Raw genomic sequence first — 25,601 nt, forward strand, 5'->3', positions numbered from 1 at the left:
AAAGTGATGATATTAGAGACCCAGTTTGTCTCTTAACGTGTAATACCAAGCTCCGATAGCACTAAAAGGGACGCGAAGTGCGTGACCACCGGGGAATGGATAATGTGGCAATGCAGCAAAGGCGTCGAAACGCGTGGCTTGGCCGTTGAGCATTTCGGCCAGTAACTTGCCTGCCAGATGGGTATAAGTGACACCGTGGCCACTGCAACCCTGTGAATAATAGATATTCTTACCGATACGACCGACCTGTGGCAGGCGCGATAGCGTCAGTAGGAAGTTACCTGTCCACGCATAATCGATCTTCACATCTTTTAATTGCGGAAAGGTTTTGAGCATATTCGGAATGATGATCGACTTGATATCCGCCGGATCGCGGGCGCCATACACTACGCCGCCGCCGTAAATCATCCGCTTGTCGCCAGACAGGCGGAAATAATCGAGTAGATAGTTACAGTCTTCGACGCAGTAATCCTGCGGTAATAAGCTCGCCGCCAAATCGTCACTCAAAGGCTCAGTGGTAATCACTTGCGTGCCGCAGGGCATAGATTTCGCCTGCAGCTCTGGCATTAACTTACCTAAATAAGCATTACCCGCCACGACCACAAACTTGGCTTTGACACTGCCCTGCGCCGTATGCACAACTGGGCTATCGCCTTCATCGACACTCAGCACTGCTGAGTCTTCAAAAATCTTGCCGCCGAGGGATTCGACCGCACGCGCTTCGCCAAGAGCTAAGTTAAGTGGGTGAATATGGCCGCCGCTTTTATCGAGCAGACCACCGACATAGCGCTCAGTATTTACCACACCGCGAATGCCTTTGGCATCGAGGAGTTCGAGCTGATTAACATGACCGTGGCTTTCCCACAGTTGCTTTTGATGGCGCAGATGACCCATTTGTTTTTCGTTCATCGCAGCAAACACGCCGCCATCTTTTAGATCGCATTGAATGTTGTACTTAGCAATCCGATCGCGGATGATTTTTCCGCCCTCAAAGGCCATTTGGCCAAAGAGTTTACCTTGTTCTTTGCCGACTGTTTTTTCAATAGTATCAATGTCACGGCTAAAACTATTGACGATTTGTCCGCCATTACGACCCGAGGCGCCCCAGCCAATGCGAGCGGCTTCTAACACCACCACACTAAAGCCAGATTCTAATAAATGTAGCGCAGCAGAAAGGCCCGTATAACCCGCGCCAATCACACAAACATCGGCTTCAATCGATTCCTCTAGGCGCGGACGTTCAACCTTATCGTTGGCCGATGCCGCATAATATGATCCAGCGTGAGCTATGGCAGACATGTTGTTCCCTTGAATTCTAATGTTCATTATTTTAAACAGCCATCACATCCTACACCTTCAGAAAACGAAACACTAGCCAGATACGCGCAATAATTTACATTTTGTTTGATATTTCAAACACACAATAATATTAAGCGCAGCGATGTCATGCTAATGGTGTCGAGTAGCAGAACTGGCCTGCAAAGCGAAGCGGTGATGGGAGTGGTGACACTTAACAAGTGTGGCTTTGGCGATACCAAAGCCACCCCAAGATTAAGCAAACTAGTTCATCGGTGTGCGGTCGCGTTTCTCTGCCCGCCTTGCCATATACCAAGACAAGAAGGCGATTAAGGAGACACACAGAATGATCAGCGTCGCTAAGGCGTTGATCTTAGGTGATACCCCTAAACGTACTGAGGAGAACACCACCATAGGTAGCGTCGTTGCACCTGGGCCCGAGGCAAAGCTTGCGATCACTAAATCGTCCAAGGACAAACTGAATGACAACAACCAACCCGCCACCAGCGCCGGCGAAATCATAGGCACAGTGATGAGGAAGAAGGTCTTAAGCGGGGTTGCCCCTAAGTCCATTGCCGCTTCTTCGATAGACATGTCCAGCTCGCGCAATCTTGACGACACAACCACAGCCACATAGGCAGCGCAGAAGGTCGAATGCGCAATCCACACGGTCAACATGCCGCGCTCTTTAGGCCAACCAAACAAGTCGGCCATGTGCACAAATAGCAGTAGCAAAGACAGACCTGTGATCACCTCTGGCATAACCAGTGGTGCTGTAATCATGTTCGATAATGTCAGCTTCGCCCATGAGCGCTTAAAGCGTGTCATCACAAAAGCCGCCATAGTGCCAATAATCACCGCCATGGTTGAGCTATAAAAGGCAATCCGTAGACTGGTCCATACTGCATCTAAAATCTGTTGATCGGCAAATAACTCACCGTACCATTTAGGTGAAAATCCGCCCCATACCGTCACTAATTTAGAGTCGTTAAAGGAGTAAATCACCAGCACTAACATAGGTGCATACAGGAAGAACAAGCCAAACCACAACATCGCTGAAGAAAAACTTAACTTTTTCATAGGTCTTTCTCCAAACTACGCGCCTGATAGCGATGGAATAAAGTAATAGGAATAATCAATAAGCCCAGCATCACAATCGCCAGTGACGAAGCCACAGGCCAGTCGCGGTTATTGAAGAATTCTTGCCATAAGACTCGACCTATCATTAAGGAATCTGGACCACCGAGTAGTTCAGGGATCACAAACTCACCCACGGCAGGAATAAACACCAACATAGAACCGGCAATCACACCGCTTTTTGACAGCGGGAAAGTGATTTTCCAGAAGGTATTTAAACGGCTTGAGCCTAAGTCAGACGCGGCTTCAATCAAACTCATATCGAGTTTCACTAAGGTGGCGTACAAAGGCAAAATCATAAAAGGTAAATACGCATAGATAATGCCGATATACACGGCAATATTGGTATTGAGGATTTGTAACGGCTCAGAGATGATTCCCAGCCACATCAGCGAATGGTTGATGATCCCTGTGTTACTTAAGATCCCCATCCAAGCGTAAACCCGGATTAAAAATGAGGTCCAAGAAGGCAACATGACTAACAGCAGCAATACAGTTTGCAAACGCGCTGGCGCACGGGCAATCGCATAGGCCATTGGATAGCCAATAATCAAACAGCCGATAGTCGAGATTAACGCCATTTTCAATGAGCTGAGATACGCCATGTAATACAGCGAATCATCAAGCAACATCAAATAGTTACCAAAATGCAGGAAGATATTTAACACATCATCGGCATATTGGAACGTGGCTTCATAGGGCGGGATCGCAATCGCCGCCGTCGAAAAACTCAGTTTAAGGACAATCGCAAATGGCAAGGCAAAGAACAATAACAGCCAAGCATAGGGTATGCCTATGGTCCAAATGCGGCCTTTGAGCCACTTTAATTTAGTCGGTATCTTCATGATCTCAACACCACGCCACTGGTGTCCTCCCAACTGATGAACACTTCGTCATCCCATGTGGCATGATCGGCGCGGCGTTCACGGTTAGTCATACTGCACTGTACTATTTGACCATTCTCTAAACGAATGTAATACACTGAAATACCGCCTAAATACGCGATATCGTGTACGATTCCTTTCGCCCAGTTGTACTGACCTTCAGGCTGTTCACGGCTAATGATAGTCTTTTCCGGACGCACAGCGAGCCACACATTCTTGTCTTCTACGTTGGTCGACACACCGTAACCGACATAAAAAGATTGAGCCAACTCATTAGGTTTAATGATCAAATGGTCGACTTCATCCACTTCAATCGCGCCACCAAACAAGTTCACAGTGCCGATAAACTCGGCAATCATGCGGCTGTTCGGGCTTTCGTAAATATCCATGGGCGAGCCTGTTTGGGCAATCCAACCGTCGCTCATAATTGAAATGCGCCCCGCCATTGTCATGGCTTCTTCTTGATCGTGGGTCACCATCACGCAGGTCACACCGACACGCTCAAGAATTTCAACCACTTCGAGTTGCATCTGGGTACGCAGTTTTTTGTCCAATGCGCCCATAGGCTCATCGAGCAGTAATAATTTCGGCCGTTTTGCCAGTGAACGAGCCAAGGCAACACGCTGACGTTGACCACCGGATAACTGATGCGGCTTACGTTTACCGTATTGCTCCATGTGTACTAACTTGAGCATGTCTTGTACGCGCTGCTCAATCTCGGCCTTAGGTAACTTGTCTTGCTTCAAACCAAAGGCAATATTTTGTGCCACTGTCATGTGGGGAAACAAAGCATAGGATTGGAACATCATATTGATCGGACGTTCATAGGGAGGTAAATCTGTGATGTCTTCGCCATCGAGGAAAATACGGCCAGAGGTGGGCTTTTCAAATCCCGCTAACATGCGCAATAGCGTCGACTTACCCGAGCCAGAGCCGCCGAGTAAGGCAAAGATTTCGCCTTTATTGATGGTTAATGACACGTCGTCGACAGCCCGTACGTCATCAAATAACTTGCTTACCCGCTCAATTCTGAGCAGTACTTTTTCTTGCGTCTTTGTTGTCGGTTTATTGGTGACGCCCGAGGTGATTGCCATAGTACTTCTCCACCCGAAAATGATGCGTCGATACGCTCAAACTCTGGGTTCAACACGATTAATGAATGAAAAGAGGTTAACCAAACTGTGTCAAATCCTATACGTGGATGAACTATGCATAGGATTGGACATAGCAAGTCTGCCAAGTTAGGGGCAAGCTAGGCTTGCCCCTTATCGACTATTGTCCTGACTTCACTTTGGTCCAAACACGGGTTAATACGCGTTGGATTTTCAAAGGACGGATTTCACCAATATAAAGTTTATCTAACACTTCTTGTGGTGGATAAATCGCGGGATCGGTGCGGATAGCCTCATCAACCAGAGGTTGGGCAGGATCGTTCGGGTTAGCATAGGCCACATAGTTAGAGATAGGGGCTATGACTTCTGGACGGAGGAAATAGTTAATCAGCGTCAGTGCATTATCTGCGTTAGTCGAATCGGCTGGGATAGCTAACATATCAAACCACAGGTTGGCACCTTCTTTTGGAATCGAGTAACCAATCTTATTGCCATTACCCGCCTCTTCAGCACGTGCTTTAGCTTGGAATACGTCGCCAGAGAAACCAAAGGCCACACAAATGTCACCGTTTGCTAAGTCGGAAATATAGCGAGATGAGTGGAAATAGGTCACGTAAGGACGGATTTTTTCCAGTAACTCACCGGCTTTTTCATAATCGCTTGGGTTGGAACTGTTAGGATCTAAACCTAAATAAATCAGTGCTTGAGGCACCATATCGTCGGCAGAGTCCAGCATAGCAAAGCCACACTTAGAGATTTTTTCAGCATATTTAGGATTGAAGATCAGTTCCATTGAGTTGAATGGCGCATCTTCACCCACAGCCGCTTTCACTTTATCTATGTTGTAACCAATACCATTGGTTCCCCATAAATAAGGCACGGCATACTGGTTACCCGGATCGGCTTTCTCAAGTAGCTTCATCAGGGCTGGATTTAAATTTTTGAAGTTAGGTAGCTTAGCGCGATCTAAAGGTTTGAAAGCACCCGCTTTGATTTGCTTAGCGAGAAAGTGGTTAGAAGGGACAACGATATCGTAGCCACTACGACCAGACAGTAATTTAGCCTCAAGCACTTCGTTACTATCGAACACATCGTAAATTACCCGAATGCCCGTTTCTTTCTTGAAGTTTTCTAAGGTATCTTCCGCGATATAATCTGACCAGTTATACACGCGAACCACTTCTTCCGCTTGGGCCGCTGCGCTCGCTAATACGCTCGCAGTGACCAGAGCTAGAGTGGTCATCTTATTAAATAGCTTCATGCTTTCTCCTTTCTCGGGTAGCAGAATTGCTTAAGCAAATTCTGACATTGTGTCACCGGGCTATCCGGATATTGTTGTTATTTTCGACCAATGCTACACCTTACAAACCGCATCGGCAGTCTCTACGGCATGAGTTCCATGCCACCTTTATATCTTGCTGCTATTTGTTAAGTATCAGGTTTCGTGCCAAATTTTCGAGGCATCGGTATTGCATTAACACTCAAAAAAATAGACTAGATATGACACTGCTTGTACATATTGCAACATTAAGGCAAATGCCTCAAGTCCCTAAGCAATCGCAAAAACCACTAAGATAAAACACATTTTAAATATGACTAACAATTAGTTAGCGACTCTATCAAACGAGCGACTTAAAAAAGTTAGACATATTTCACTTCTCTAGCGGACACGCATCTGAATTGAATAATCACTTTAATCAACAAGCCATTAAAAACCATCAGATTATTTAACAAATGAGTTGCACCGGTTGGGTGCAATCTCACTAAAACAGTGCAAAGCTCAGTCTTGTGATTACCGACATTAACTTCAGTTTTCCTTGGGTTAACTCGGCAACACTGTCAGTACGCTCAATACAAAAACATTACACAGTGAGCAATAGGAATTCACGTTCCCATGAGCTGACCACACGGCGGAAGTTTTCAAGTTCGGCCTGTTTCACCGCCACAAAACCTGTGGTGAAGGCTTCACCTAAATACTGCTTACAGGCATCACTTTCTTCCATCGCCGCTAACGCTTCTTCTAAGGTTAAAGGCAAACAATGGGTGTTGTTACTGCGGCTTTCGTTGGCTTTACCCTGCACTGGCGTCGAAGGTTTTAGCTGCTCAACCATGCCGATATAACCACACAATAAGCTCGCGGCAATTGCCAAATAACAGTTAGCATCGGCGCCGGGAATACGGTTTTCGATACGACGGTTTTGTGGTGAAGACTCTGGAATACGTAATCCACAGGTGCGGTTTTCATCGCCCCACTCTAAGTTCACTGGCGCTGAAGTGCCGGGTAGGAAACGACGGAAAGAGTTAGCATTGGGCGCCATCAGCGGCAGCAACTCAGGGATGAATTTTTGCAGACCGGCGATATATCCCAAGAATAACTGGCTCTTAGTGCCATCTTCATTGGTGAAAATATTTTTGCCTGTCTCTTTATTGATCACACTCTGGTGAATGTGCATTGCACTGCCAGGCTCATCAGTCACAGGTTTAGCCATAAAAGTAGCGCAAACATCGTGCTTCAGTGCCGCTTCGCGCAAGGTGCGTTTAAAGATAAACACTTGATCAGCAAGGGACAATGGATTGCCGTGGCTGAAGTTAATCTCCATCTGCGCAGGGCCATCTTCATGGATTAAAGTATCGATATCTAGACCTTGAAGCTCACACCAATCGTACATGTCTTCAAACATAGGATCGTATTCGTTGGCAGCATCGATAGAGAAAGACTGGCGACCCGCTTCGGGGCGACCTGAACGGCCAATAGGTGGCTTTAGGGGTAAATCGTGGTCGTCACTACGACGGGTCAAATAGAACTCCATTTCAGGAGCGATAACCGGTTCCCAGCCCTGTTCGTCATAGAGAGACAAGACTTTTTTCAATACGTTACGTGGTGACAGCTCAATCGGATTACCCATTCTGTCGTAGCAATCGTGGATCACTTGCGCCGTGGCTTCGATGGTCCAAGGCAACATAAAAACAGCGTTTTCATCGGGTACACAGACAAAATCGATGTCGGCAGCATCGAGCAAGCTGTAGTAAACATCTTCATTCACAAAATCGCCGGTCACGGTTTGTAACAGCACGCTTTCGGGCAAACGCATACCTTTTTCATCGAGAAACTTATCGACTGGTGCAATCTTGCCACGGGCGATGCCAGTCATGTCACTGATAACACATTCGACTTCCGTGATTTTTCGTTCTTTTAAAAAAGCGATTAGCTTATTCATTATTATTTCACTCGAGTTGTAGCCCTGCGTCGGCATGCATCACCGAAGGCATTGAAAAGGGAGAAGTAAAACGGATTTTCGCTCACCTTCCACTCTGGATGCCATTGCACACCGAGGGCAAATTCTTTAGTACCTATTACGGAGAAAGCCTCCACTAACCCATCTGGAGCATAAGCTTCTGGCCGCAACCCAACCCCCAGACGCTCCACGCCTTGAGTATGCACAGAGTTGACCTCTGCAGAGTTACGGCCCCAGGCCTCGTAAATAAGCCCCCCGGGCTCAACAGTAATACTGTGAGAAGCCCCATATTGCACATCTAAGGATGCGGTTTTATCTTCTCTATGTTCAATAAAGCCACCCACCTCATATAGCTTCTGGTGCAAACTGCCACCAAAGGCCACATTCATTTCTTGAAAACCGCGACAAATACCTAATACAGGTACCCCAGCAGCAATAGCGGCGTGGATCAGCGGCAAAGTCGTCGCATCACGTTTAGGATCATGGTGTGTACCAAGCTCGCTCGGTTGGCCTGCATAAAGATGGGGTTCTACATTAGAAGGAGAGCCAGTAAACAAAATACCGTCAAGACGTTCTAAAATCGCGTCTATCGGTAAATCGCCGCCTAACGATGGGATAACTAACGGCCAGCCTTTCGCGCCATTAACTACACCTAAAAGGTATTTTTCACCAACAATATTAAAGGGATGTGAACCCAGTTGTTGATTACAAGCAATAACACCTATGAGGGGCAAATCGGCTGACATATCTCACCTTTAGAATTCGTTTTACTAGCATAACGAACACCTTGTCTTTAAATGTTCATTTTTTCACACAGTACACCGAAATTTCACACTAGGCAAGAGGTTAAGCACTTGTTAAAGATTATTTCATCCACTTGTGTTTAATAAGCATAAATAACATGTAGTTAAACCTATATTTTGGTTATTTAATGTTATTTCATGTGAATAAAATAGTGCTTCAGCTGGCAAAATTCTCGCTTTTAGCAGCGTAAATTAAACCGTATTCGCGCTAAATTTGAACCAATATTATTTACACAAAGAAGAGGATATATAACAAATATGACAGGATTAGAAAGTAGGTAATACCAATCGTATTAAATATCTGTTCATTCAGCGGGAGTTTAACGCGCTTTAGACAAGGCGAAGGCTTGAAGGCATAGTGGTGCTCTGTCGAAAGCCTTAAACGCAGTATAAAGTGCGTTGAAACCCGCCCTTCGGGAGCCTCACAGGCATCCCACTCCCGTGTTGCATTGACTTAAAAGGGAATGACCATTTCTGCGTCAATGCGCCTTGGATTGAAATGCCTGTGAGGCTCTGAACTGATTAGATATTTAATGTGATTGGTATAAATCCGCAGTTGTGTTGAATAACAGTATTACGCCACTCACTTCTAGCGAATAAGTGGCCTAATATGTTGAATAATAGGGTAAGTTGATGACTTAACTAGAAGTTTGCAGGCGTAGTCGCACTCACCAGACGGCAAGGTTCATCAAAGGGATTGCGGAATCTATGGGGCACTTCACTGTTAAAGTAGTAACTGTCACCCGCTTCCAAAATATACACTTCATCACCCACAGTGAGTTCGAATTTACCTTCGATCACCATGGCAGCCTCTTCACCTTCGTGCTTCAGCATTTCTTCACCCGTATCTGAACCGGGCGGATAAATTTCACTCATCACTGACATAGCGCGATTCGGATAATCACGGCCGATCAGTTTAAATTCAAGTGGTCCAGTGCCGATATCCAGTAATTCATTGGATCGATAGACGACCTTTTGCTCACTATCCGCAGAGGCTTCAATGGAGAAAAAATCCACTAAAGACATAGGGATACCCGACAGCACTTTTTTAGAGAGCTGACTGACGGGCTAACACTGTTTTTCTCGATCATTGAAATCGTACTGTTAGTCACTCCAGCACGTTTGGCCAATTCTCGTTGAGATAAGCCTTTCATTTTTCGAACAGTTTTGAGGCTGGCTCCAATATCCAAATTTCACATCCCCCTGAAGGCTCGGGTCAACCCCGATAGATGACGAACAGGTTGTTCAGGATAAACACCATCCAGAACGCATTTTCGCCCAAAAAGCGCGTGTTTTACTGCTTTCATTGTATTCTACATAAAAAGCGTGTTAAATAAAACGAACACTTTTTTGCGTCATGTTAAAAGTGTGATGAGTATACTGAGACAAGTCCAATTTACAATAAAAACAATTTTTTGGAGCCATAATGGCAAGCAAACCTCCAGTGCACAGCGAACAGTACCCACACTCATACTATGTTGATACTGCTAAAGAAATTTACGCTCACCCACAACTCGAAAGCAATATCAGTGCCGATGTCTGCATAGTAGGCGGCGGCTTTAGCGGTATCAATACCGCCATAGAACTCGCACAGCGCGGCATGAGTGTCGTCCTATTAGAAGCCAAGCGCATTGGCTGGGGCGCATCGGGCCGAAACGGCGGCGAACTCATTCGTGGCATAGGCCATGACCCCTCGCAATTTCACAGTGAAATCGGCACTGAAGGTGTTCAAGCAATTCAACAGATGGGCTTTGAAGCCGTCGAAATTGTGCGAAATCGCATACAAGAACACAGTATCGACTGCGATCTGCAAATGGGTTATTGCGACTTAGCAGTTAAACCTCGTCACATGGATGAGCTTGAAGAAGAATTTAGCGCACTCAAGGCCATGGGTTATCAGCAAGAAATCAAGCTGTTAACTAAGCCGCAATTAGGTGAAGTCATAGGCTCAGATTTTTATCAAGGTGCGCTGGTTGATATGGGCAGCGGCCATTTACACCCGCTGAACCTTGCTCTGGGTGAGGCACGCGTCGCCCGTAATCTGGGCGCGCAGTTGTTTGAATACAGCGCCGCCGAAAAAATCATTCAAGGCGCTAAACCTAAGGTTATGACCGCCAAGGGCGAAGTCACTTGCCAATACTTAGTACTGGCTGGCAATGCCTATATTGGCCACAAACTTAACAGTTTTGTTGGGGGTAAAGTATTACCCGCCGGAAGTTATTTATTGGCGACCGAGCCCTTAACTGAGGCCCAATGCGCGAGCATTATCCCGCAGAATATGGCCTTCGCCGATATGCGAATTGCCTTAGATTACTTTCACTTATCCGCAGATCGTCGACTGCTGTTTGGTGGCCTTTGTACTTACTCAGGTAAAGACCCCAGAGATATTGAAGCAGCACTGAGACCGAATCTGGAGAAGGTATTTCCACAATTAAAAGGCGTGCGCATCGATTATGAATGGGGCGGCATGATAGGTATTGGCGCGAACCGTATGCCACAAATTGGTCGCCTGCCCGATGCCAATAATATTTTCTACGCCCAAGCCTATGCTGGACATGGCGTGAATGCCACTCACATGGCGGCAAAACTACTGGCCGAGGCCATTTGCCAACAGGCGGGACATTTCGATGTGTTCGCAAAAATCAAACACATGACCTTCCCCGGCGGCCCGACATTCCGCTCACCTATGCTCGCGGCTGGCATGCTGTATCACAGATTTAAAGACTTGTTTTAAAGGCTTATTTTAAGCACTTTTTAAGAACAGATTTTAAGGGCTGGTTTTAAGACATAACGCATGATGCCCATCGGATAAACAATCCGATGGGCATCATTGTCATATGCGCGAGCCATTTAACCACTCGCTATTTAGATACGAGTCATTCAACTGCAAGTCATTCTTTACAATTAGGGCTGCAACAACGCTAAGCCTCGCCTAAGAGATCGCCGCGTTCTAACAAATAAGGATAGGCCGCGCGTAGCCGCGACCTTATCCCAAGTGTTGAACAAGCCCGATGCTGGTTGTTGACACTTTATTATGCAAATAGCTGATTGAGAATTTGAGGGTGCTAAGGTCGTACTTTGAAAGAGACTTTTTTGCAGACATGACCCGCCCTTAGCGAACGAGCTAATATTTTTATCACTTGTTCATCAAGCTGTTATCGAGTCCTCATTCTGTTTGGTTAACCCGTTATCCTTATACTTCTCGCCTTAAGCGGTGATATTAGCGCCTGTCGGTCGATGACGCATATGAACACCCATAAAATGCATAGCTTGATGGCAGCAAGGGCAATAGCGCACGGCTAAGGTACGTTTGACCTCAGGTAACATGGGGAACACTGCACCTGCGACAGCCAACATTAGTTGGATTTGTTGCCGTAGCTTTTTGGCATTGCCTCGCAGTAAGCCATAGTCTCGTACTCGCCGTAATCCTTTGGGTAACACATGTTGTAATATCAACCACAGAAATTCGACCGCGGGCAAGCTGCGTACTTGTTGGCAGCGAGTCTGACTGTCTTGATAGGTAAAGCTCACCTGATTATCGACATGACGACAAATACTGCTGTCGGGTAAAACGCCCCGATAAAGGTAGCGCGACAGATATTGCAGTGCAGGAGCACCTTTACCGACGAACTGACAATCGACCACCCATTTCGACTGGGATTGATGTGGCAGTTTAAGCTGAAGCGTGTCACTCAGATAAGCCAGTAAACGTGCTCGCCACACCTTGGCAAGATTAAAGGCGTTAAATAAGTAATGGGTTTGACACTTGCGCCATTGCCGCTTGCCTGAGTGGTAGCTCCCTGCTGGGATAATGAAGTGCAGATGTGGATGGTAGTCTCTGCGCCGACTGTGAGTATGCAGTACGCCGGTGAAGCCGATGTCACCACTGAGCTTAGGGGAGCGTGCGGCAAAGTCTTTGAGTACACTCGCTGCCACGGTAAACATGGCGTGATAGAACGGCTCGGGTTGCGACTTCGCTATGGCTCTTAATTCAAACGGCAAGGTAAAGGTCACCATAAAATAATTCACCGGTAATAACTTGGCTTGTTGTTTACTCAGCCAGTCACATGTGGTGCCGTGTTGGCACTGTGGGCAACTACGATGACCACAAGAGAGCGGAAACTCAAGCTGTTGCTCGCAGGTTTGACAATCCCAGCAACTCACCCTCGCCGTGTTGCAACGACAGCTGAGCATGGCATGGATAGCAGCATGTATTTCTGGGGTGATTTGATGGGCATAACGCCGCCGAAAATCCGCCAGATGTTGGCGTAAAATATCGATAAACTGGCTCATAACCCACACTCCCACCTCAAAGCTAAGTCGTTGGTCAGTTGGTTAATTGCCTCACAGGTATTTTTACGGGTGATATCAGTGAGCCGCGTGTAACGGGCGGTGGTATTCAGGCTGTGATGGCCAAGCAGTGTTTGCACTGAGCGCAAATCGAGTCCTTGCTCCAGTAAATGGGTGGCATAACTGTGGCGTAGACTGTGCGGGCTGATGGCTTTATGAATGTTGCACTCGGAAATGACTTGCTTCATGGCTTTTTGGAGCCCGCCTCTGTCCATGAGTGAATCAGGTTGATTATCTTTACCCGGAAACAACAAACGAGGATGACGGTGGGTGCGCCAATAATAGCGTAAAGCTAACAAGGTGCGTTGAGGTAACGGCACCAGTCTATCCTTGCCACCTTTAGCATCACGGATATGCACCTGCATGAGTCCTGCATCAATATCCCCGACCTGCAATGAAATCGCTTCACCAAGGCGCAATCCCATGCTGTACAGGGTTAAGAAACAAACCTGATAACGCAGTTGACGCGTGAGGCTGATAACCATCGCGACCTCGCAGGGCGTCAGGATATCGGGCAGGTGTTTCACCTGTGGTGGCTTAACAATATTAAGCCACTGCCAAGATTTATTGAGGACGTGAAAGTAGAAAAACTGCAAACCGTTGCGATCGAGTTTGACGGTGCTCCATGAATGTGAGGCAATCAAATCAGCAAAATAGCGTTTTAAATCATCGGTGGTCAGGGTATCGGGGCAGCAGTCAAAATATGCCGCAATACGGCGTATAGCTCGGCTATAGGCATCAATGGTTGCAGGCCGCTTGCCTTGCAAGGTTAAGTTGGTAAGATGTTGTTCATAAAGTAAATCAAAGCGTTGTTGTTCGTGAATGTCCATGATGATACTCCTAGGTTTGCGACCGAAGCAGGTCGCGTCTAGCAAGTATTTAGGATGAGGGGCAAAAGGATGGCTTTATCTTGTTCCTGCCGCAAAGCGGCTTCGTTCAACAAGCATAACAACTTTTAAAAGCTAATTTGCTCTCGCTAATCTCTGTCGCTTTCGACGCCTTGCCCACAGGATAAAAGGGATTGACCCGAGATAATGCACGACTAACGCCACCACAACGCCAAAACCAATCCCACTGGTGGTTAAAGGTATTCCAGGCTTAAAGTTACTGACGGTTTTCTCCAGATAATCAAAGCGAACGGGATTAAACATATAGGCAGTTTTCTCAAACAAATTGCCCGTGTTAAACATCGCCAAGCCTTGTGTTAACTCTTTATAAAGCGCGATTGTCTGTACCTTTTGCTCGGCGTCGGCACGCACGCTAGGCTCTTCATTTTGCTGGTGACGGGCAATCATGGCCTCAGCATCGGCATAATGATATTCCTTAGCCGTTGCCTCGTAGCCTTCTACCTGCCATTGGGTCGATGCATAGAGTCCAGCGAGAAATTGCTGATAATGATCAGCAAGTTGCGGCAACTGCAAGGCAATCACAAGAATCAACCCAAAAACCAACTTATCAATCAATCTACCAATCAAGGGATCCTCCTTGGTGATCTAGCCAAACAACGCAGGGGTTACGACACTGCAAAGACATAATGCTCAAAACTGAGCTGACTCAATCAATGCACGGTACAATTAGCACTCAATCGGCAGATCGGTACGACTGCCCCAATCCGCCCACGAGCCATCATAGAGGATGGGATGTGTATGCCCTGCCGCAACCGAAGCCAAGATCAAAATACACGCCGTAATCCCAGAGCCACAGCTAAATATCCGTGCGGACTTGTCTGCTGTTAGCCCTTGATAAATAGCCTGTAACTCACTGGTCGTTTTGATTTTATTGCCATCGAGCACTTGAGCGAAGGGTAAGTTAACCGAGCGAGGAATATGCCCTGAGCGCACACCGGGGCGCGGCTCACTCACTTGGCCTAAAAAGCGTGGCGCACCACGGGCATCGACAATCGCGGTTCCGGCATCTTCGATACGTGATAACACGGCCTCGGCATCCATCACGCGCTCGGGGTGGTATTGCAGCACATCAACTAAAGTATCGACATCCGTCGGGCCGTAATCTACGCCTTCGGCTTGATAACGCGATGAGGTAATGCGGTCTTCTTCAATCCACTGAGGCAAGCCACCATCGAGCACATAGACTCGATTAAAACCCATAACTTTAAAGGTCCACCACGCCCGTGGAGATGAATAAATGCCTTGGTTATCATAGATAACGATAACACTGTCGGCCTCAATCCCAAGTTGCGCTATCCCTTGGCTGAATTGTTCAAACGTCGGCAAGGCATGGATTTGAGTTGAAGTCTTATCGCAAAACACATTTTCCAAGTCGAATCGACGTGAGCGCGGAATGCAAATAGGCTCATCGTAAACCAGAGGTTCTTTACCAATAACGGTTTCCATACTGGCATCGAGCAAGACTAAATGGGGATCGGTGAGGTGTGCTTCGAGCCACTGCGTACTTACTAGTGGGTATTCCATAGCGGGTCCTTTTACTGTTATCCAAGTCTGCCGCTAGTCTCTCACCAAATACCGTAAAGCCCAAATATCGGCTTAACAAATTGTCTGCTTTGGGATTTTATTTAAAAGCGTCGACTCGGTTTCATACACTCCATCATTAGATTGCAGCGAAACAGTGTTTCAAGATAGCTTTTCGAGAAAGCCCTTTCGAAATAATCCTTTTCAATATAGCCGCTACTTAATCACTTCTATTTTCACGTCAATCAAACCAGAGGAAGTGTTGCCTATGCTACTGAACGCCGATTTAGACAGATCTATAATGCGGCCACGCACGAAAGGCCCTCTATCATTGATTTTTACAATCACACTTTTGCCATTATCAACATTGGTGACCTTAACGCTCGAACCAAAGGGTAACTTTTTATGCGCTGCCGTCTTTAATTTATGTTTGTAAAGTTCACCACTAGCCGTCTGCTTATTTTGATGTTTATCCCCATAAAAGGAAGCCTGACCAGCTTCAGTGAATCCCACCCAGTTACCATTTTCACCCGTCTGCATTGAAGAACAGCCAGCCAAAAAACTTAACAATGCCAGTACCGATAGTTTGACGAAATTGAACGGCCTAATTAGGTTTTGAAGTGCATTCACATAACACCCTCTCTAATGAGTGAACGCTTTGCTGACGAGCAATAGGCTCAGCAAAAGTCACGGGGAAAATAACGAACAACCTTAGATGGCAAAGCTCGAAGCTTGCATCCTAAAAGATCAGAACAAGAAACAATAAATTTCCACGAGGCTACAGCAGTTGCACGCTAAAATCACGTACTTACAGGTGAATGCTCTCTGTTTGAAGTCAAAAGGTTGCGGACATACTGACTTAAAAACAGACAGAATAGCGTTAAAAATAGAGGCCTAGTACGACTAAATAACTTGTTTGGTAACTTAAATGCTGGCCCCTACTAATGGGCAAGCCATGATGTTCACTCACCGACACGCAGCAAGTCCCTCCCTGGATGCTCGACCGCCCCATCCATGGGGCGGACGGTCGTCTCGCCAATCACCATGGCTCACCTTTTTTGCATTAGCGTAACCTATAGATTTAAAAGCTTTACGCAGCACGCTTTGGAACAAAACCTTGTTAGATAATTCACTCTTATGAGCCAGATTCGGATTAGCTATTCTATTAGGGTCTGTTGATCTTTCGAGAGTGATTTTTAGACAGCATGGCAAGACGTTATAATTTGCTTCGCCAAAAGTAACCATAACCTCAAGCCATGCCAAGACTTATGCTAACCGATGCACGCTGGGAAAAGCTATTTCATTTAATGAAAAGCACAGGCCGTGTTTATGACAAACCTGAACATAGACAAACATTCGAAGGTATTCTTTACCGGCTTAGAACAGGTATCCCTTGGCGAGATTTACCTAAAGAGTTCGGTCATTGGAGCACGGTCTTTAGACGGTTTCATTTATGGTCTAAGAAAGGCGTTCTAGCACATTTATTCAAGGCCTTAGCCAACCTTGCTGATATAGAATGGGTCTTTATTGATGGCTCGATAGTGCGGGCTCACCAGCACAGTGCAGGTGCAGCGACGCTAAATAATGAGAGTATTGGTAAAAGTCGAGGCGGTAATTCAACCAAAATTCACTTAGCCGTCGACAGCGGAGGATTACCGATTTATTTCGAATTATCAGAAGGCCAAAAACACGATATTACACACGCCCCCAGCTTAATTGAACACCTGAAGCAGGTTGATACCGTCATTGCAGATAAAGGTTATGACAGCGATGCATTTCGTGAACTTATCGCAAATAAAGGCGGGAAATCTGTTATTCCAAGGCGCCGCTATAAGAATACACCTCAAGAAAGAGTCGATTGGTGCTTATATCGGTATCGACATTTAGTGGAGAATGCTTTTGGAAGAATTAAACATTATCGAGCAATATCAACAAGGTATGACAAGCTAGCAAGAAATTACGCCAGTATGGTGTCACTGGCGTTTATGTTAATGTGGCTGCCGATGTATTGCTGAACACCATTTGTACAGCAAAGATCAACAGACCCTAGTAATGCTTCGTTTGGCTACAAACTAATCAATGAACGATATAACCAGTCGGAATAGGCATAACAGGGACATGAATCAGTTCTCTAGAGATTTGATTCATCTTAAGGGAACAAACCGCCCCAGAATAGCCGCAAATGGGGCGCTAGAGCGGGTTTTAGCGGTTGGCGTGAATCAGTCTGGTGTAGAGTGATTCACGGGCACTATTTGAGGTAAAACTACCATGAGAAAATCTATGGTTAACGTGTGGTTAAGGGGCGGGCTTAAGTCCATCTCAGTGAGCGAAGCGAACGATTTGAATCATTTTTTAGGGTGAGATTTGGGGAAAGCCGCAATCATGTCTATTGATCTCAAATTTTGCGATTTCAATACTGTCATTACCTATATATGAGTAAACATAAGCTCCACCATATTGGAGTGATGGTTTCATCTCCTCGCTACCGCATACTGATTTTTTTACTTCAGGTTGAATATTTGTAAGTAACCAGTCGCGTTTTATATCTAGAGAAGAGTACTTCGGGAAAGAATAGTAATAGGTCAGGCGCGCTCCTGGCCCCGCTACTGTTTTATCCCATCTTGTATCTTGATCTACCATAATTGGTCCGCGCTTGTTGGATAGTTCAGCCGCCTTGTTGAAGCCCTCGTATAGTTCAGCTTCAACCTGTTCCTGAGTCGACTTTGAAGAAAAAAAGGCTGCTTTACCGGCCTCTTTTCCGATACCGCCCCCAATAGCGGCAGCGATAAGAACTGCGATTAATCCGAAAATAGAAAGCAATTTTTTCATATAAATCATCCCTAACAACTAGTAAACACTGCGACTCATTGGGACTGGAAACGCCGCGCATTGACGGTCCCTCTCGAGGCGTTTGTTAATCAAATAGTCCAACCAAGATTGACCCGACAGCCAACACACCTGATATTACCATTGCAGCTATAGATATCATATGCGCTCGATTAGCCGTTTTAATAGCATGTTGATATTGGCAATACTGTAAGTAATTAAAATAACTCTGAGGACTAACTTTCCATTCAAAACTATCATGACTAGCAATTGGTTGATCTTGAGCTTTGCTAAGAATAAAAATATCACTACGAATAAAATCGAACTCTACTAAAGACAAACCACACTTTTTACAAGCTTGTTCTTTCGTAAAGGTTTTATTCTCTAGTGCGTATTCGATTAATTTTATATATGCATGCTTGTCCATGATTATCTCCATCTGGTTAACGTCTTAGGATTGATGCGCATGTACGTTCACCTCATTCAACCAGCAAAAATCAAATTTAATCCATTGTAATAAAAGTAAATTATCAGTTTTCAATCAAATACACTATGCTAATTTTGAATACGGTTATATGACGCTCTAGTTTCGATCACTTGTGATTAATAGCTGAAAGCAGAAATTTATAAAGTAATGAAGTAACCAGTGTGTGGGTAAACGCTCGGCGCTCACGCGTTTAGGCAACAGCAAGTTAGTCAGAAGCGAACGTAAAATGGTAGGTTTTGAGGCTTGAATCAGTCTAGGTAAGTCTGATTCACTGTAACGATTTTTGCAATCCCTCATGGTCAGGTCTTTCTTTTGGGTACCCATTACTTTAAGTATCTCAAATTATCAGATAACAAAGGGCTGATCTTCGAGCCGTGGCGCACTTAGGGGCAATATTTTTTTAGCTAAACGAACAGCAGAAGTGTTAGTTAAGATTGGCATTGTTGCAACTGTGACCGTTGGCGGCATGGATGCCGTCGTCGAGCCCTCAGGGACGAGTTTATGGCGAGTCACAGGGGAAACAATGACAATTCATGCTGCAAACTGACAACAAAGTTATCTTGCTTTGGGGCAATAGCTTTTTCGCAGAACGGCAGCGAGAGGGTTGGTTAGGATTGGCATTGTTGTAACAGTGACCGTTAGCGACATGGCCGCTTTTTCACATCCCTGCGAACACGGCATATACACTTCCGTGTGCTGTAGATGTTGCCGTCGAGCCTAGAGGGATTCTTCTTTTTAAATCTAAAGACGGCGAATCACAGGGGAAACAATGGCAATTAATGCAGCACAACTGACGATTCAATGAGCTTGCTTGGGGTAAAGACGCCCTAAAAATAAAAAACCTCTTTCCATGTAATATGAAAAGAGGTTTTAGTATTGAGCGAAAGCAGCTCCTTCTTTTATATAGACCAAAAAGAGCGGTTATAAAAACAGAACGCTTAGAGCACGATCCAAGTCGCTTTCAATTCTGTGTATTTGTCGAAGGAGTGCAGAGATTTATCTCGGCCATTACCTGACTGTTTATAGCCACCGAATGGCGCTGTCATGTCGCCGCCATCGTAATGGTTGATCCACACCATGCCAGCGCGCAGGGCTTTGGCAGTTTTATGGGCCTTGCTAATATCCGAAGTCCACACGCCAGCGGCTAAACCGTAAATAGTATCGTTGGCGATTGATATCGCTTCTTCCATGCCATTAAATTCAATGACAGATAACACTGGGCCGAAGATCTCTTCACTGGCAATTTTCATTTGGTTGTTTACGTTAGAAAATACCGTTGGCTGCACATATACACCGCCCGTATCGGCCATGACTTGGCTGCCACCGTGGACTAAGGTCGCACCTTCATTTTTACCTGCTTTAATGTAACTGAGTACTGTGTCTAACTGTTGTTTATCGACAACGGCGCCGCTCACAGTCGCAGGATCGAGTGGATGACCCGGATGCCATGAGGCTAGCTCCTCTGCAATAAGCGCGATAAGCTCATCTTTCACCCCAGATTCCACCAGCAAACGCGAACCTGCGGTGCAAACTTCACCTTGGTTAAAGGCAATCGCTTCGGCCGCAGCAACAGCAGCGGCTTTCAGATCTGGCGCGTCATTAAAGACGATATTGGGGCTCTTGCCTCCCGCCTCTAACCACACGCGTTTCATGTTCGACTCGCCAGCGTAAATCATTAATTGCTTGGCAATTTTTGTCGAACCTGTGAACACCAGCGTATCCACATCCATATGCAGGGCTAAGGCTTTACCTACGGTATGACCAAATCCTGGCAACACGTTTAGTACGCCTTGTGGGATCCCAGCTTCAATGGCGAGTTGCGCCATACGGATAGCCGTTAAGGGTGACTTTTCAGAGGGTTTTAATACCACACTGTTGCCCGTGGCAAGTGCAGGCCCGAGCTTCCAACACGCCATCAGCATGGGGAAGTTCCACGGCACAATCGCAGCGACAACACCGACAGGTTCACGGGTGATCATGCCTATTTCATTATGAGCGGTTGGTGCGAGTTCATCGTAAATTTTATCAATCGCTTCACCAGACCAGCGAATCGCACGGGCGGCGCCCGCCACATCCACCGCTTTAGAGAAACGAATAGGTTTACCCATGTCGAGGGTTTCTAACAATGCGAGTTCATTGGCATTTTCTTCGAGTAATTCGGCGAAACGTATCATCACTTGCTTGCGTTTTACTGGAGACTGCTGCGACCAAACACCGGACTCAAATACGCTGCGGCCATTGGTAACCGCAAGATTGGCGTCCGCAAGATCGCAACTCGCCACTTTTACCAGCAAGCGGCCATCGATAGGGCTAATACAATCAAAGGTGTTACCCGAAACGGCATCTTGGTATTCGCCATTGATAAACGCCTTCCCATTAATAGACAGGCTGGCAGCAAGACTTTCCCATTCGCTGCGTTTCTTCGGTGTGCTCATGATGACCTCTTAATAGTTCGCATAGGTGTGGTTTATCGTTCATCGACAAGAAATAGTGACCAGTGACGACATTAGCGCAAATGCTACACATCATCACAGTCGTAATCCGAGCTTCAGATTACGCTGTTTGAGCAATAAAATTCAATATTTTTTACAAAAATAGCTTTTTTGCCACAAATAACTGCACACAGCTCTTCCATGTTCATTATTTCTAACATAGCATAGCAAATATTAGCCACCCTAAAACAAGACCTGAAAATACAGGACAAGGTAGACACTATGGCCGATTTGCCGCTCAATTCCTCAAGTGATGCTTCACATCAATCTTCAACTGAGCATCCCTCACTTGAACATTTCTGGATGCCTTTTACCGCCAACCGCCAATTCAAAACCAACCCGCGGTTACTCACCAAAGCGGAAGGCATGTATTACACGGATATTGATGGCAATAAGGTATTAGATGCTACCGCAGGTTTATGGTGTTGTAACGCAGGCCATGGTCGCAAAGAAATCAGCGAAGCGGTCAGCAAACAAATTAAAGAGATGGACTACGCGCCCTCCTTCCAAATGGGTCACCCTATCGCCTTTGAACTTGCCGAGCGCTTAGTCGAGCTCAGTCCTGAAGGATTAAACAAAGTCTTCTTTACTAACTCAGGTTCTGAGTCCGTCGATACAGCACTTAAGATGGCACTTTGCTATCACAGAGCCAACGGTCAAGCCTCACGCACTCGCTTTATTGGGCGCGAAATGGGTTACCACGGTGTCGGCTTTGGCGGCATCTCTGTGGGTGGGTTAAGCAATAATCGCAAGGCATTTAGCGGCCAGTTACTGCAAGGCGTCGATCACTTACCTCATACCTTAGATATCCAAAATGCGGCATTTACCCGTGGACTCTCACACTTTGGCGCAGAAAAAGCCGAGGTATTACAACAACTAGTGACCCTGCATGGCGCCGAGAATATTGCCGCCGTGATCGTTGAACCTATGTCGGGTTCAGCAGGGGTGATATTGCCGCCACAAGGTTACTTAAAACGTCTGCGTGAAATCACTAAAAAGCATGGCATCCTACTGATTTTTGATGAAGTCATTACCGCTTTTGGCCGCGTTGGCGCCGCCTTCGCGAGTCAGCGTTGGGGCGTTATTCCAGACATTATCACCACGGCTAAAGCCATCAATAACGGTGCGATTCCTATGGGCGCAGTGTTCGTGCAAGATTTTATCCACGACACTTGCATGCAAGGCCCTAATGAACTGATTGAGTTCTTCCACGGCTACACCTATTCCGGTCATCCAGTGGCCGCGGCTGCGGCGCTTGCCACCCTATCGATTTATGAGAATGAGCAATTATTCGAACGAAGTTTTGAGCTTGAGCGCTACTTTGAAGACGCCGTGCACAGCCTCAAAGGGTTGCCGAATGTGATTGATATTCGCAACACAGGGCTAGTCGCTGGGATTCAATTCTCCCCTAACGCTCAAGGCGCGGGTAAACGGGGTTACGGCGTATTTGAACACTGCTTCCGCCATGGCACTTTAGTGCGAGCCACGGGCGACATTATTGCCATGTCACCACCACTGATTGTCGATAAACGCGAGATAGACCAAATGGTTAATAGCCTAAGCGATGCCATTAACGCCGTTGGATAATAGCGCCAGCGGTTCGTTCCACTCTCACATTTAACACCCCGCTGCGGCGGGGAACATCAAAGGTTAACTATGCTCAAGATCACTCACTTTGTTAATGGTCAGCACACCCCTGCCAGTACCAGAACCCAAGATATTTTTGAACCCGCCACGGGTGAACTAAGTGGCCAAGTCTCACTCGCAAGCGAAACTGAAGTGGGTGAAGCCATCGCAATCGCTAAAACCGCCTTTGAAACATGGTCACAAGTCACGCCGCTCAACCGTGCTCGAGTGCTATTTAAATTCAAAGCCTTAGTTGAGCAGAACCTAGATGAAATGGCGCAGCTTATCACCCGCGAGCACGGCAAAGTGATCGACGATGCTAAGGGCGAGTTGATCCGTGGTCTCGAAGTGGTCGAGTTTGCCTGTGGTATTCCGCACTTGCTTAAAGGTGAACACACCCAGCAAGTCGGTGGCGGGGTCGATTCTTGGTCAGTTAATCAAGCTTTAGGTGTTGTCGCAGGCATAGCGCCCTTTAACTTCCCCGTGATGGTTCCCATGTGGATGTTCCCAATCGCGATTGCCTGCGGTAACACCTTTATTATGAAACCCTCAGAAAAAGACCCAAGCTCGGTGATGCGTATTGCTGAGCTGCTTAAAGAAGCGGGTCTTCCCGATGGCGTGTTTAACGTGATTAACGGCGACAAAGAAGCCGTCGATACCTTACTCACCCATAAAGATGTGCAAGCGGTGAGCTTTGTAGGCTCAACGCCGATCGCCGAATACATCTACAGCACAGCCTCTAAACATGGCAAACGCGTGCAAGCCTTAGGCGGCGCGAAAAACCATATGTTACTTATGCCAGATGCGGATTTAGATCAAGCCGTTAGCGCCTTAATGGGCGCCGCTTACGGCAGTGCTGGTGAGCGTTGTATGGCAATTTCAGTCGTGCTGGCAGTAGGCGATGTAGGCGACGCGTTAGTGGAAAAACTGCTACCGCAAATCCAAAGCTTAAAAGTCGGCAACGGCCTAACGCCAGAGATGGAAATGGGTCCGCTAATCTCCAAACAGCACCTTGCCAAGGTCACCCAATATGTTGAAGCTGGTGTGCAAGAAGGCGCAGCGCTGCTGGTCGATGGCCGTAAACTGAGTGTTGAAGATCATCAACAGGGCTATTTCCTCGGCGCCTGTTTGTTCGACCACGTCACGCCTGAAATGAGCATCTACCGCGAAGAAATCTTTGGCCCAGTGCTGGCGATTGTGCGCGTGAAAGATTACCCGACGGCGCTTGAGCTGATTAACCAACATGAATTTGGCAATGGCACGGCGATTTTCACCCAAAGTGGTGAAGCGGCGCGACATTTTTGCCACCACGTGCAAGTCGGCATGGTTGGAGTGAACGTGCCGATCCCGGTGCCAATGGCGTTCCACAGTTTTGGCGGTTGGAAGCGATCACTCTTTGGGCCGCTGCATATGCATGGTCCAGATGGCGTGCGTTTTTATACCAAGCGTAAGGCAATTACTGCCCGCTGGCCCGTGGGTAAACAAACTCAAGCCGAGTTTGTAATGCCTACGATGAAATAGCCGAATGTCAGCTCAACAAGGAAATCGCAAATGACTGTGAGTATCAACGCCATTATTCGTTTTGCTACGGCGCAAACACCCGTCGAAACCTATCAGTTACCGACGGAAAAGTTGTTAGCAGGCAATCCAACTCAAGGGCTAGAGAATCATTATTCTAGTCCTTGTGATCAATTTCACAGTGGAATTTGGCAAAGTGAATCAGGCGCTTGGAAAATAAACTACACTGAATACGAGTACTGCGAAATCCTTGAAGGGATAAGTGTTATCACAGATCTTCAAGGTCAATCGCAGACGTTCACTGTGGGTGACAGGTTTATTATACCCGCGGGTTTTCAAGGCACTTGGGAAGTAGTGGAACCCTGCCGCAAGGTTTACGTCATTTTCGAACAAAAGTGAGATCAACGAGGCTGATGTTAGCCTCAAAAAAGCTAAGTTATCTTAGCAATAACTCGCCATGAGGTCACAGCAACGGGTTTTCCTAGGCTGTTGTTTGGCAAACCAACGGATGCACTGGCGCAATTGAATAATCATGGCCGCCAGTAACACGTCCGAGTCAACAAAGAAAATGGGAGAAATACCGTGTATAACAATCTGAATAAAAAACGGCTGGTACAGCTTGTCGGACTCGCGCTAACCACGACCCTATTCTCCGGCATGGCCGCCGCCGAAGTAACAGGAGAAATTAGTCTCACTAACGACTATCGTTTCCGCGGCGTTTCACAAACCGCTGGCGATCCTGCCCTGCAAGGCGGTATTGATTGGAGCTTCGACTCGGGTTTCTCTGTCGGCGCTTGGGCAAGTAACGTGGATTTTGATGAGCCAGGTTATAACGGCCCTGCTATCGAATACGATTTCTATGTCGCCTATGGCGGTGAGATCAACGAAGATCTGACCTACGACATTACCCTTAACCGTTATAACTACTCAGGCGAAAGTGACATTGGCTATTTTGAAGTCACAGCTGGCATGGATTATAAAGGCTTTCGTGCCGCTTACTGGTACACCAATGACTACGGCGGTAGTGATTTAGACTATCACTATGCTGAGCTTAACTATTCCTATGAATTTGTTGAGAACTGGAGTCTCGATCTACACTACGGCTATAACGTTGGTGATGCTTTGGATGACGGTGAAGGCTTTGATAGCTACTCAGATTACTCTGTTGGCGTATCGACTGAACTGTCAGGCTTTGGGCTTTCTCTTGCTTGGTTAGGCACAGATCTTAGCGGCGATCAAAAGGTCTCTGATGGCGCATTCAAAACCTCAGATACCGTGCTTGCTAGCGTAAGTTACGCGTTCTAATTTCGCCTTAGTATAAAGTTCGGAAGAACCGCTTAGATAAACTAAGACACAAAAAAGCCCTCATCATCGAGGGCTTCTTTTTAGCTATTCAAGCAGACTT

21 protein-coding genes and 1 pseudogene are annotated in these 25,601 nt (G+C 46.5%); 6 read left to right on the plus strand and 16 right to left on the minus strand.

What is annotated here, in order from left to right; all coding sequences use genetic code 11:
• Positions 1 to 12 precede the first annotated feature (12 nt).
• From DYH48_RS15370 to DYH48_RS15405, 8 genes and pseudogenes are all read right to left on the minus strand, one after another.
• Complete coding sequence (locus DYH48_RS15370) at positions 13 to 1,299, minus strand: NAD(P)/FAD-dependent oxidoreductase (RefSeq protein ID WP_012196784.1); 1,287 nt, start codon at positions 1,297 to 1,299, stop codon at positions 13 to 15.
• A gap of 261 nt (positions 1,300 to 1,560) precedes the next feature.
• Positions 1,561 to 2,376: an ABC transporter permease subunit gene (locus DYH48_RS15375; RefSeq protein ID WP_107404033.1), complete on the minus strand. Its 816-nt coding sequence runs from the start codon at positions 2,374 to 2,376 to the stop codon at positions 1,561 to 1,563.
• Positions 2,373 to 3,278, minus strand: coding sequence for an ABC transporter permease subunit (locus DYH48_RS15380; protein ID WP_006080701.1), 906 nt, complete (start codon positions 3,276 to 3,278; stop codon positions 2,373 to 2,375). The genes DYH48_RS15375 and DYH48_RS15380 overlap by 4 nt, the downstream gene beginning before the upstream one ends.
• Entirely contained in the window at positions 3,275 to 4,411 is a 1,137-nt protein-coding gene (gene potA, locus DYH48_RS15385) for a polyamine ABC transporter ATP-binding protein (protein WP_006080699.1), read from the minus strand. Before potA ends, DYH48_RS15380 begins: the two co-directional genes overlap by 4 nt.
• 178 nt (positions 4,412 to 4,589) lie before the next feature.
• Entirely contained in the window at positions 4,590 to 5,690 is a 1,101-nt protein-coding gene (locus tag DYH48_RS15390; protein ID WP_006085019.1) for a polyamine ABC transporter substrate-binding protein, read from the minus strand.
• A 601-nt stretch (positions 5,691 to 6,291) separates the two neighbouring features.
• Positions 6,292 to 7,647: a glutamine synthetase family protein gene (locus DYH48_RS15395; RefSeq protein WP_006080696.1), complete on the minus strand. Its 1,356-nt coding sequence runs from the start codon at positions 7,645 to 7,647 to the stop codon at positions 6,292 to 6,294.
• A 2-nt stretch (positions 7,648 to 7,649) separates the two neighbouring features.
• Positions 7,650 to 8,411: a gamma-glutamyl-gamma-aminobutyrate hydrolase family protein gene (locus tag DYH48_RS15400; RefSeq protein WP_115335270.1), complete on the minus strand. Its 762-nt coding sequence runs from the start codon at positions 8,409 to 8,411 to the stop codon at positions 7,650 to 7,652.
• A gap of 699 nt (positions 8,412 to 9,110) precedes the next feature.
• Positions 9,111 to 9,658, minus strand: a pseudogene (locus DYH48_RS15405) (cupin domain-containing protein).
• A gap of 236 nt (positions 9,659 to 9,894) precedes the next feature.
• Here DYH48_RS15405 and DYH48_RS15410 point away from each other — a divergent pair.
• Positions 9,895 to 11,202, plus strand: a complete 1,308-nt coding sequence (locus DYH48_RS15410; RefSeq protein WP_115335271.1) for an NAD(P)/FAD-dependent oxidoreductase — start codon at positions 9,895 to 9,897, stop codon at positions 11,200 to 11,202.
• A gap of 473 nt (positions 11,203 to 11,675) precedes the next feature.
• Here the strand turns inward: DYH48_RS15410 and DYH48_RS15415 are convergent, their stop codons facing one another.
• From DYH48_RS15415 to DYH48_RS15435, 5 genes are all read right to left on the minus strand, one after another.
• A complete protein-coding gene (locus DYH48_RS15415) occupies positions 11,676 to 12,761 on the minus strand; it encodes an IS91 family transposase (protein ID WP_115334421.1) in 1,086 nt (361 codons plus the stop codon).
• Positions 12,758 to 13,648 (minus strand): tyrosine-type recombinase/integrase, encoded by an 891-nt coding sequence (locus DYH48_RS15420; RefSeq protein WP_115334422.1) that lies wholly within the window; start codon positions 13,646 to 13,648, stop codon positions 12,758 to 12,760. The genes DYH48_RS15415 and DYH48_RS15420 overlap by 4 nt, the downstream gene beginning before the upstream one ends.
• A 132-nt stretch (positions 13,649 to 13,780) precedes the next feature.
• The gene (locus tag DYH48_RS15425) at positions 13,781 to 14,293 is read right to left on the minus strand and encodes a DUF2937 family protein (protein ID WP_006080691.1); all 513 of its coding nucleotides are present in this window, start codon (positions 14,291 to 14,293) and stop codon (positions 13,781 to 13,783) included.
• Between the two features lie 99 nt (positions 14,294 to 14,392).
• Positions 14,393 to 15,250: a sulfurtransferase gene (locus DYH48_RS15430; protein ID WP_115335272.1), complete on the minus strand. Its 858-nt coding sequence runs from the start codon at positions 15,248 to 15,250 to the stop codon at positions 14,393 to 14,395.
• Between the two features lie 213 nt (positions 15,251 to 15,463).
• A complete protein-coding gene (locus DYH48_RS15435; protein ID WP_012588301.1) occupies positions 15,464 to 15,877 on the minus strand; it encodes a septal ring lytic transglycosylase RlpA family protein in 414 nt (137 codons plus the stop codon).
• Between the two features lie 626 nt (positions 15,878 to 16,503).
• Between DYH48_RS15435 and DYH48_RS15445 the strand changes: the two genes are divergently transcribed.
• Positions 16,504 to 17,262: an IS5-like element ISSod6 family transposase gene (locus DYH48_RS15445; RefSeq protein ID WP_087486575.1), complete on the plus strand. Its 759-nt coding sequence runs from the start codon at positions 16,504 to 16,506 to the stop codon at positions 17,260 to 17,262.
• Between the two features lie 337 nt (positions 17,263 to 17,599).
• Here the strand turns inward: DYH48_RS15445 and DYH48_RS15450 are convergent, their stop codons facing one another.
• From DYH48_RS15450 to DYH48_RS15460, 3 genes are all read right to left on the minus strand, one after another.
• Positions 17,600 to 18,076 (minus strand): hypothetical protein, encoded by a 477-nt coding sequence (locus DYH48_RS15450; RefSeq protein WP_063884499.1) that lies wholly within the window; start codon positions 18,074 to 18,076, stop codon positions 17,600 to 17,602.
• 85 nt (positions 18,077 to 18,161) lie between these two features.
• Positions 18,162 to 18,500 (minus strand): hypothetical protein, encoded by a 339-nt coding sequence (locus DYH48_RS15455; protein ID WP_063884920.1) that lies wholly within the window; start codon positions 18,498 to 18,500, stop codon positions 18,162 to 18,164.
• Positions 18,501 to 19,498: 998 nt separating this feature from the next.
• Positions 19,499 to 20,995: an aldehyde dehydrogenase gene (locus tag DYH48_RS15460; protein ID WP_115335274.1), complete on the minus strand. Its 1,497-nt coding sequence runs from the start codon at positions 20,993 to 20,995 to the stop codon at positions 19,499 to 19,501.
• Between the two features lie 279 nt (positions 20,996 to 21,274).
• Between DYH48_RS15460 and aptA the strand changes: the two genes are divergently transcribed.
• The 4 genes from aptA to DYH48_RS15480 all read left to right on the plus strand — a co-directional run bounded on the left by aptA (position 21,275) and on the right by DYH48_RS15480 (position 25,501).
• Positions 21,275 to 22,639, plus strand: coding sequence for an omega-aminotransferase AptA (gene aptA / locus DYH48_RS15465; RefSeq protein ID WP_115335275.1), 1,365 nt, complete (start codon positions 21,275 to 21,277; stop codon positions 22,637 to 22,639).
• 69 nt (positions 22,640 to 22,708) lie between these two features.
• On the plus strand, positions 22,709 to 24,199 hold the full coding sequence (locus DYH48_RS15470; protein ID WP_115335276.1) for a CoA-acylating methylmalonate-semialdehyde dehydrogenase: 1,491 nt from the start codon (positions 22,709 to 22,711) through the stop codon (positions 24,197 to 24,199).
• 30 nt (positions 24,200 to 24,229) lie between these two features.
• Positions 24,230 to 24,595 (plus strand): cupin domain-containing protein, encoded by a 366-nt coding sequence (locus DYH48_RS15475; RefSeq protein ID WP_115335277.1) that lies wholly within the window; start codon positions 24,230 to 24,232, stop codon positions 24,593 to 24,595.
• Positions 24,596 to 24,778: 183 nt separating this feature from the next.
• A complete protein-coding gene (locus DYH48_RS15480) occupies positions 24,779 to 25,501 on the plus strand; it encodes a TorF family putative porin (RefSeq protein WP_012588307.1) in 723 nt (240 codons plus the stop codon).
• The last annotated feature ends 100 nt before the right edge of the window (positions 25,502 to 25,601 follow it).

Origin of the sequence: Shewanella baltica, assembly GCF_900456975.1 — a bacterium.
GTDB lineage: Bacteria > Pseudomonadota > Gammaproteobacteria > Enterobacterales > Shewanellaceae > Shewanella > Shewanella baltica.

What these genes read in the sequence shown, in the direction of transcription:
- DYH48_RS15415 (WP_115334421.1), bottom strand. Translation starts at nt 12,761, where the DNA reads ATGAGCCAGTTTATCGATATTTTACGCCAACATCTGGCGGATTTTCGG.
- DYH48_RS15390 (WP_006085019.1), bottom strand. Translation starts at nt 5,690, where the DNA reads ATGAAGCTATTTAATAAGATGACCACTCTAGCTCTGGTCACTGCGAGC.
- potA (WP_006080699.1), bottom strand. Translation starts at nt 4,411, where the DNA reads ATGGCAATCACCTCGGGCGTCACCAATAAACCGACAACAAAGACGCAA.
- DYH48_RS15370 (WP_012196784.1), bottom strand. Translation starts at nt 1,299, where the DNA reads ATGTCTGCCATAGCTCACGCTGGATCATATTATGCGGCATCGGCCAAC.
- DYH48_RS15400 (WP_115335270.1), bottom strand. Translation starts at nt 8,411, where the DNA reads ATGTCAGCCGATTTGCCCCTCATAGGTGTTATTGCTTGTAATCAACAA.
- DYH48_RS15395 (WP_006080696.1), bottom strand. Translation starts at nt 7,647, where the DNA reads ATGAATAAGCTAATCGCTTTTTTAAAAGAACGAAAAATCACGGAAGTC.
- DYH48_RS15430 (WP_115335272.1), bottom strand. Translation starts at nt 15,250, where the DNA reads ATGGAATACCCACTAGTAAGTACGCAGTGGCTCGAAGCACACCTCACC.
- DYH48_RS15375 (WP_107404033.1), bottom strand. Translation starts at nt 2,376, where the DNA reads ATGAAAAAGTTAAGTTTTTCTTCAGCGATGTTGTGGTTTGGCTTGTTC.
- DYH48_RS15455 (WP_063884920.1), bottom strand. Translation starts at nt 18,500, where the DNA reads ATGGACAAGCATGCATATATAAAATTAATCGAATACGCACTAGAGAAT.
- DYH48_RS15410 (WP_115335271.1), top strand. Translation starts at nt 9,895, where the DNA reads ATGGCAAGCAAACCTCCAGTGCACAGCGAACAGTACCCACACTCATAC.
- DYH48_RS15460 (WP_115335274.1), bottom strand. Translation starts at nt 20,995, where the DNA reads ATGAGCACACCGAAGAAACGCAGCGAATGGGAAAGTCTTGCTGCCAGC.
- aptA (WP_115335275.1), top strand. Translation starts at nt 21,275, where the DNA reads ATGGCCGATTTGCCGCTCAATTCCTCAAGTGATGCTTCACATCAATCT.
- DYH48_RS15420 (WP_115334422.1), bottom strand. Translation starts at nt 13,648, where the DNA reads ATGGACATTCACGAACAACAACGCTTTGATTTACTTTATGAACAACAT.
- DYH48_RS15380 (WP_006080701.1), bottom strand. Translation starts at nt 3,278, where the DNA reads ATGAAGATACCGACTAAATTAAAGTGGCTCAAAGGCCGCATTTGGACC.
- DYH48_RS15470 (WP_115335276.1), top strand. Translation starts at nt 22,709, where the DNA reads ATGCTCAAGATCACTCACTTTGTTAATGGTCAGCACACCCCTGCCAGT.
- DYH48_RS15475 (WP_115335277.1), top strand. Translation starts at nt 24,230, where the DNA reads ATGACTGTGAGTATCAACGCCATTATTCGTTTTGCTACGGCGCAAACA.
- DYH48_RS15445 (WP_087486575.1), top strand. Translation starts at nt 16,504, where the DNA reads ATGCCAAGACTTATGCTAACCGATGCACGCTGGGAAAAGCTATTTCAT.
- DYH48_RS15450 (WP_063884499.1), bottom strand. Translation starts at nt 18,076, where the DNA reads ATGAAAAAATTGCTTTCTATTTTCGGATTAATCGCAGTTCTTATCGCT.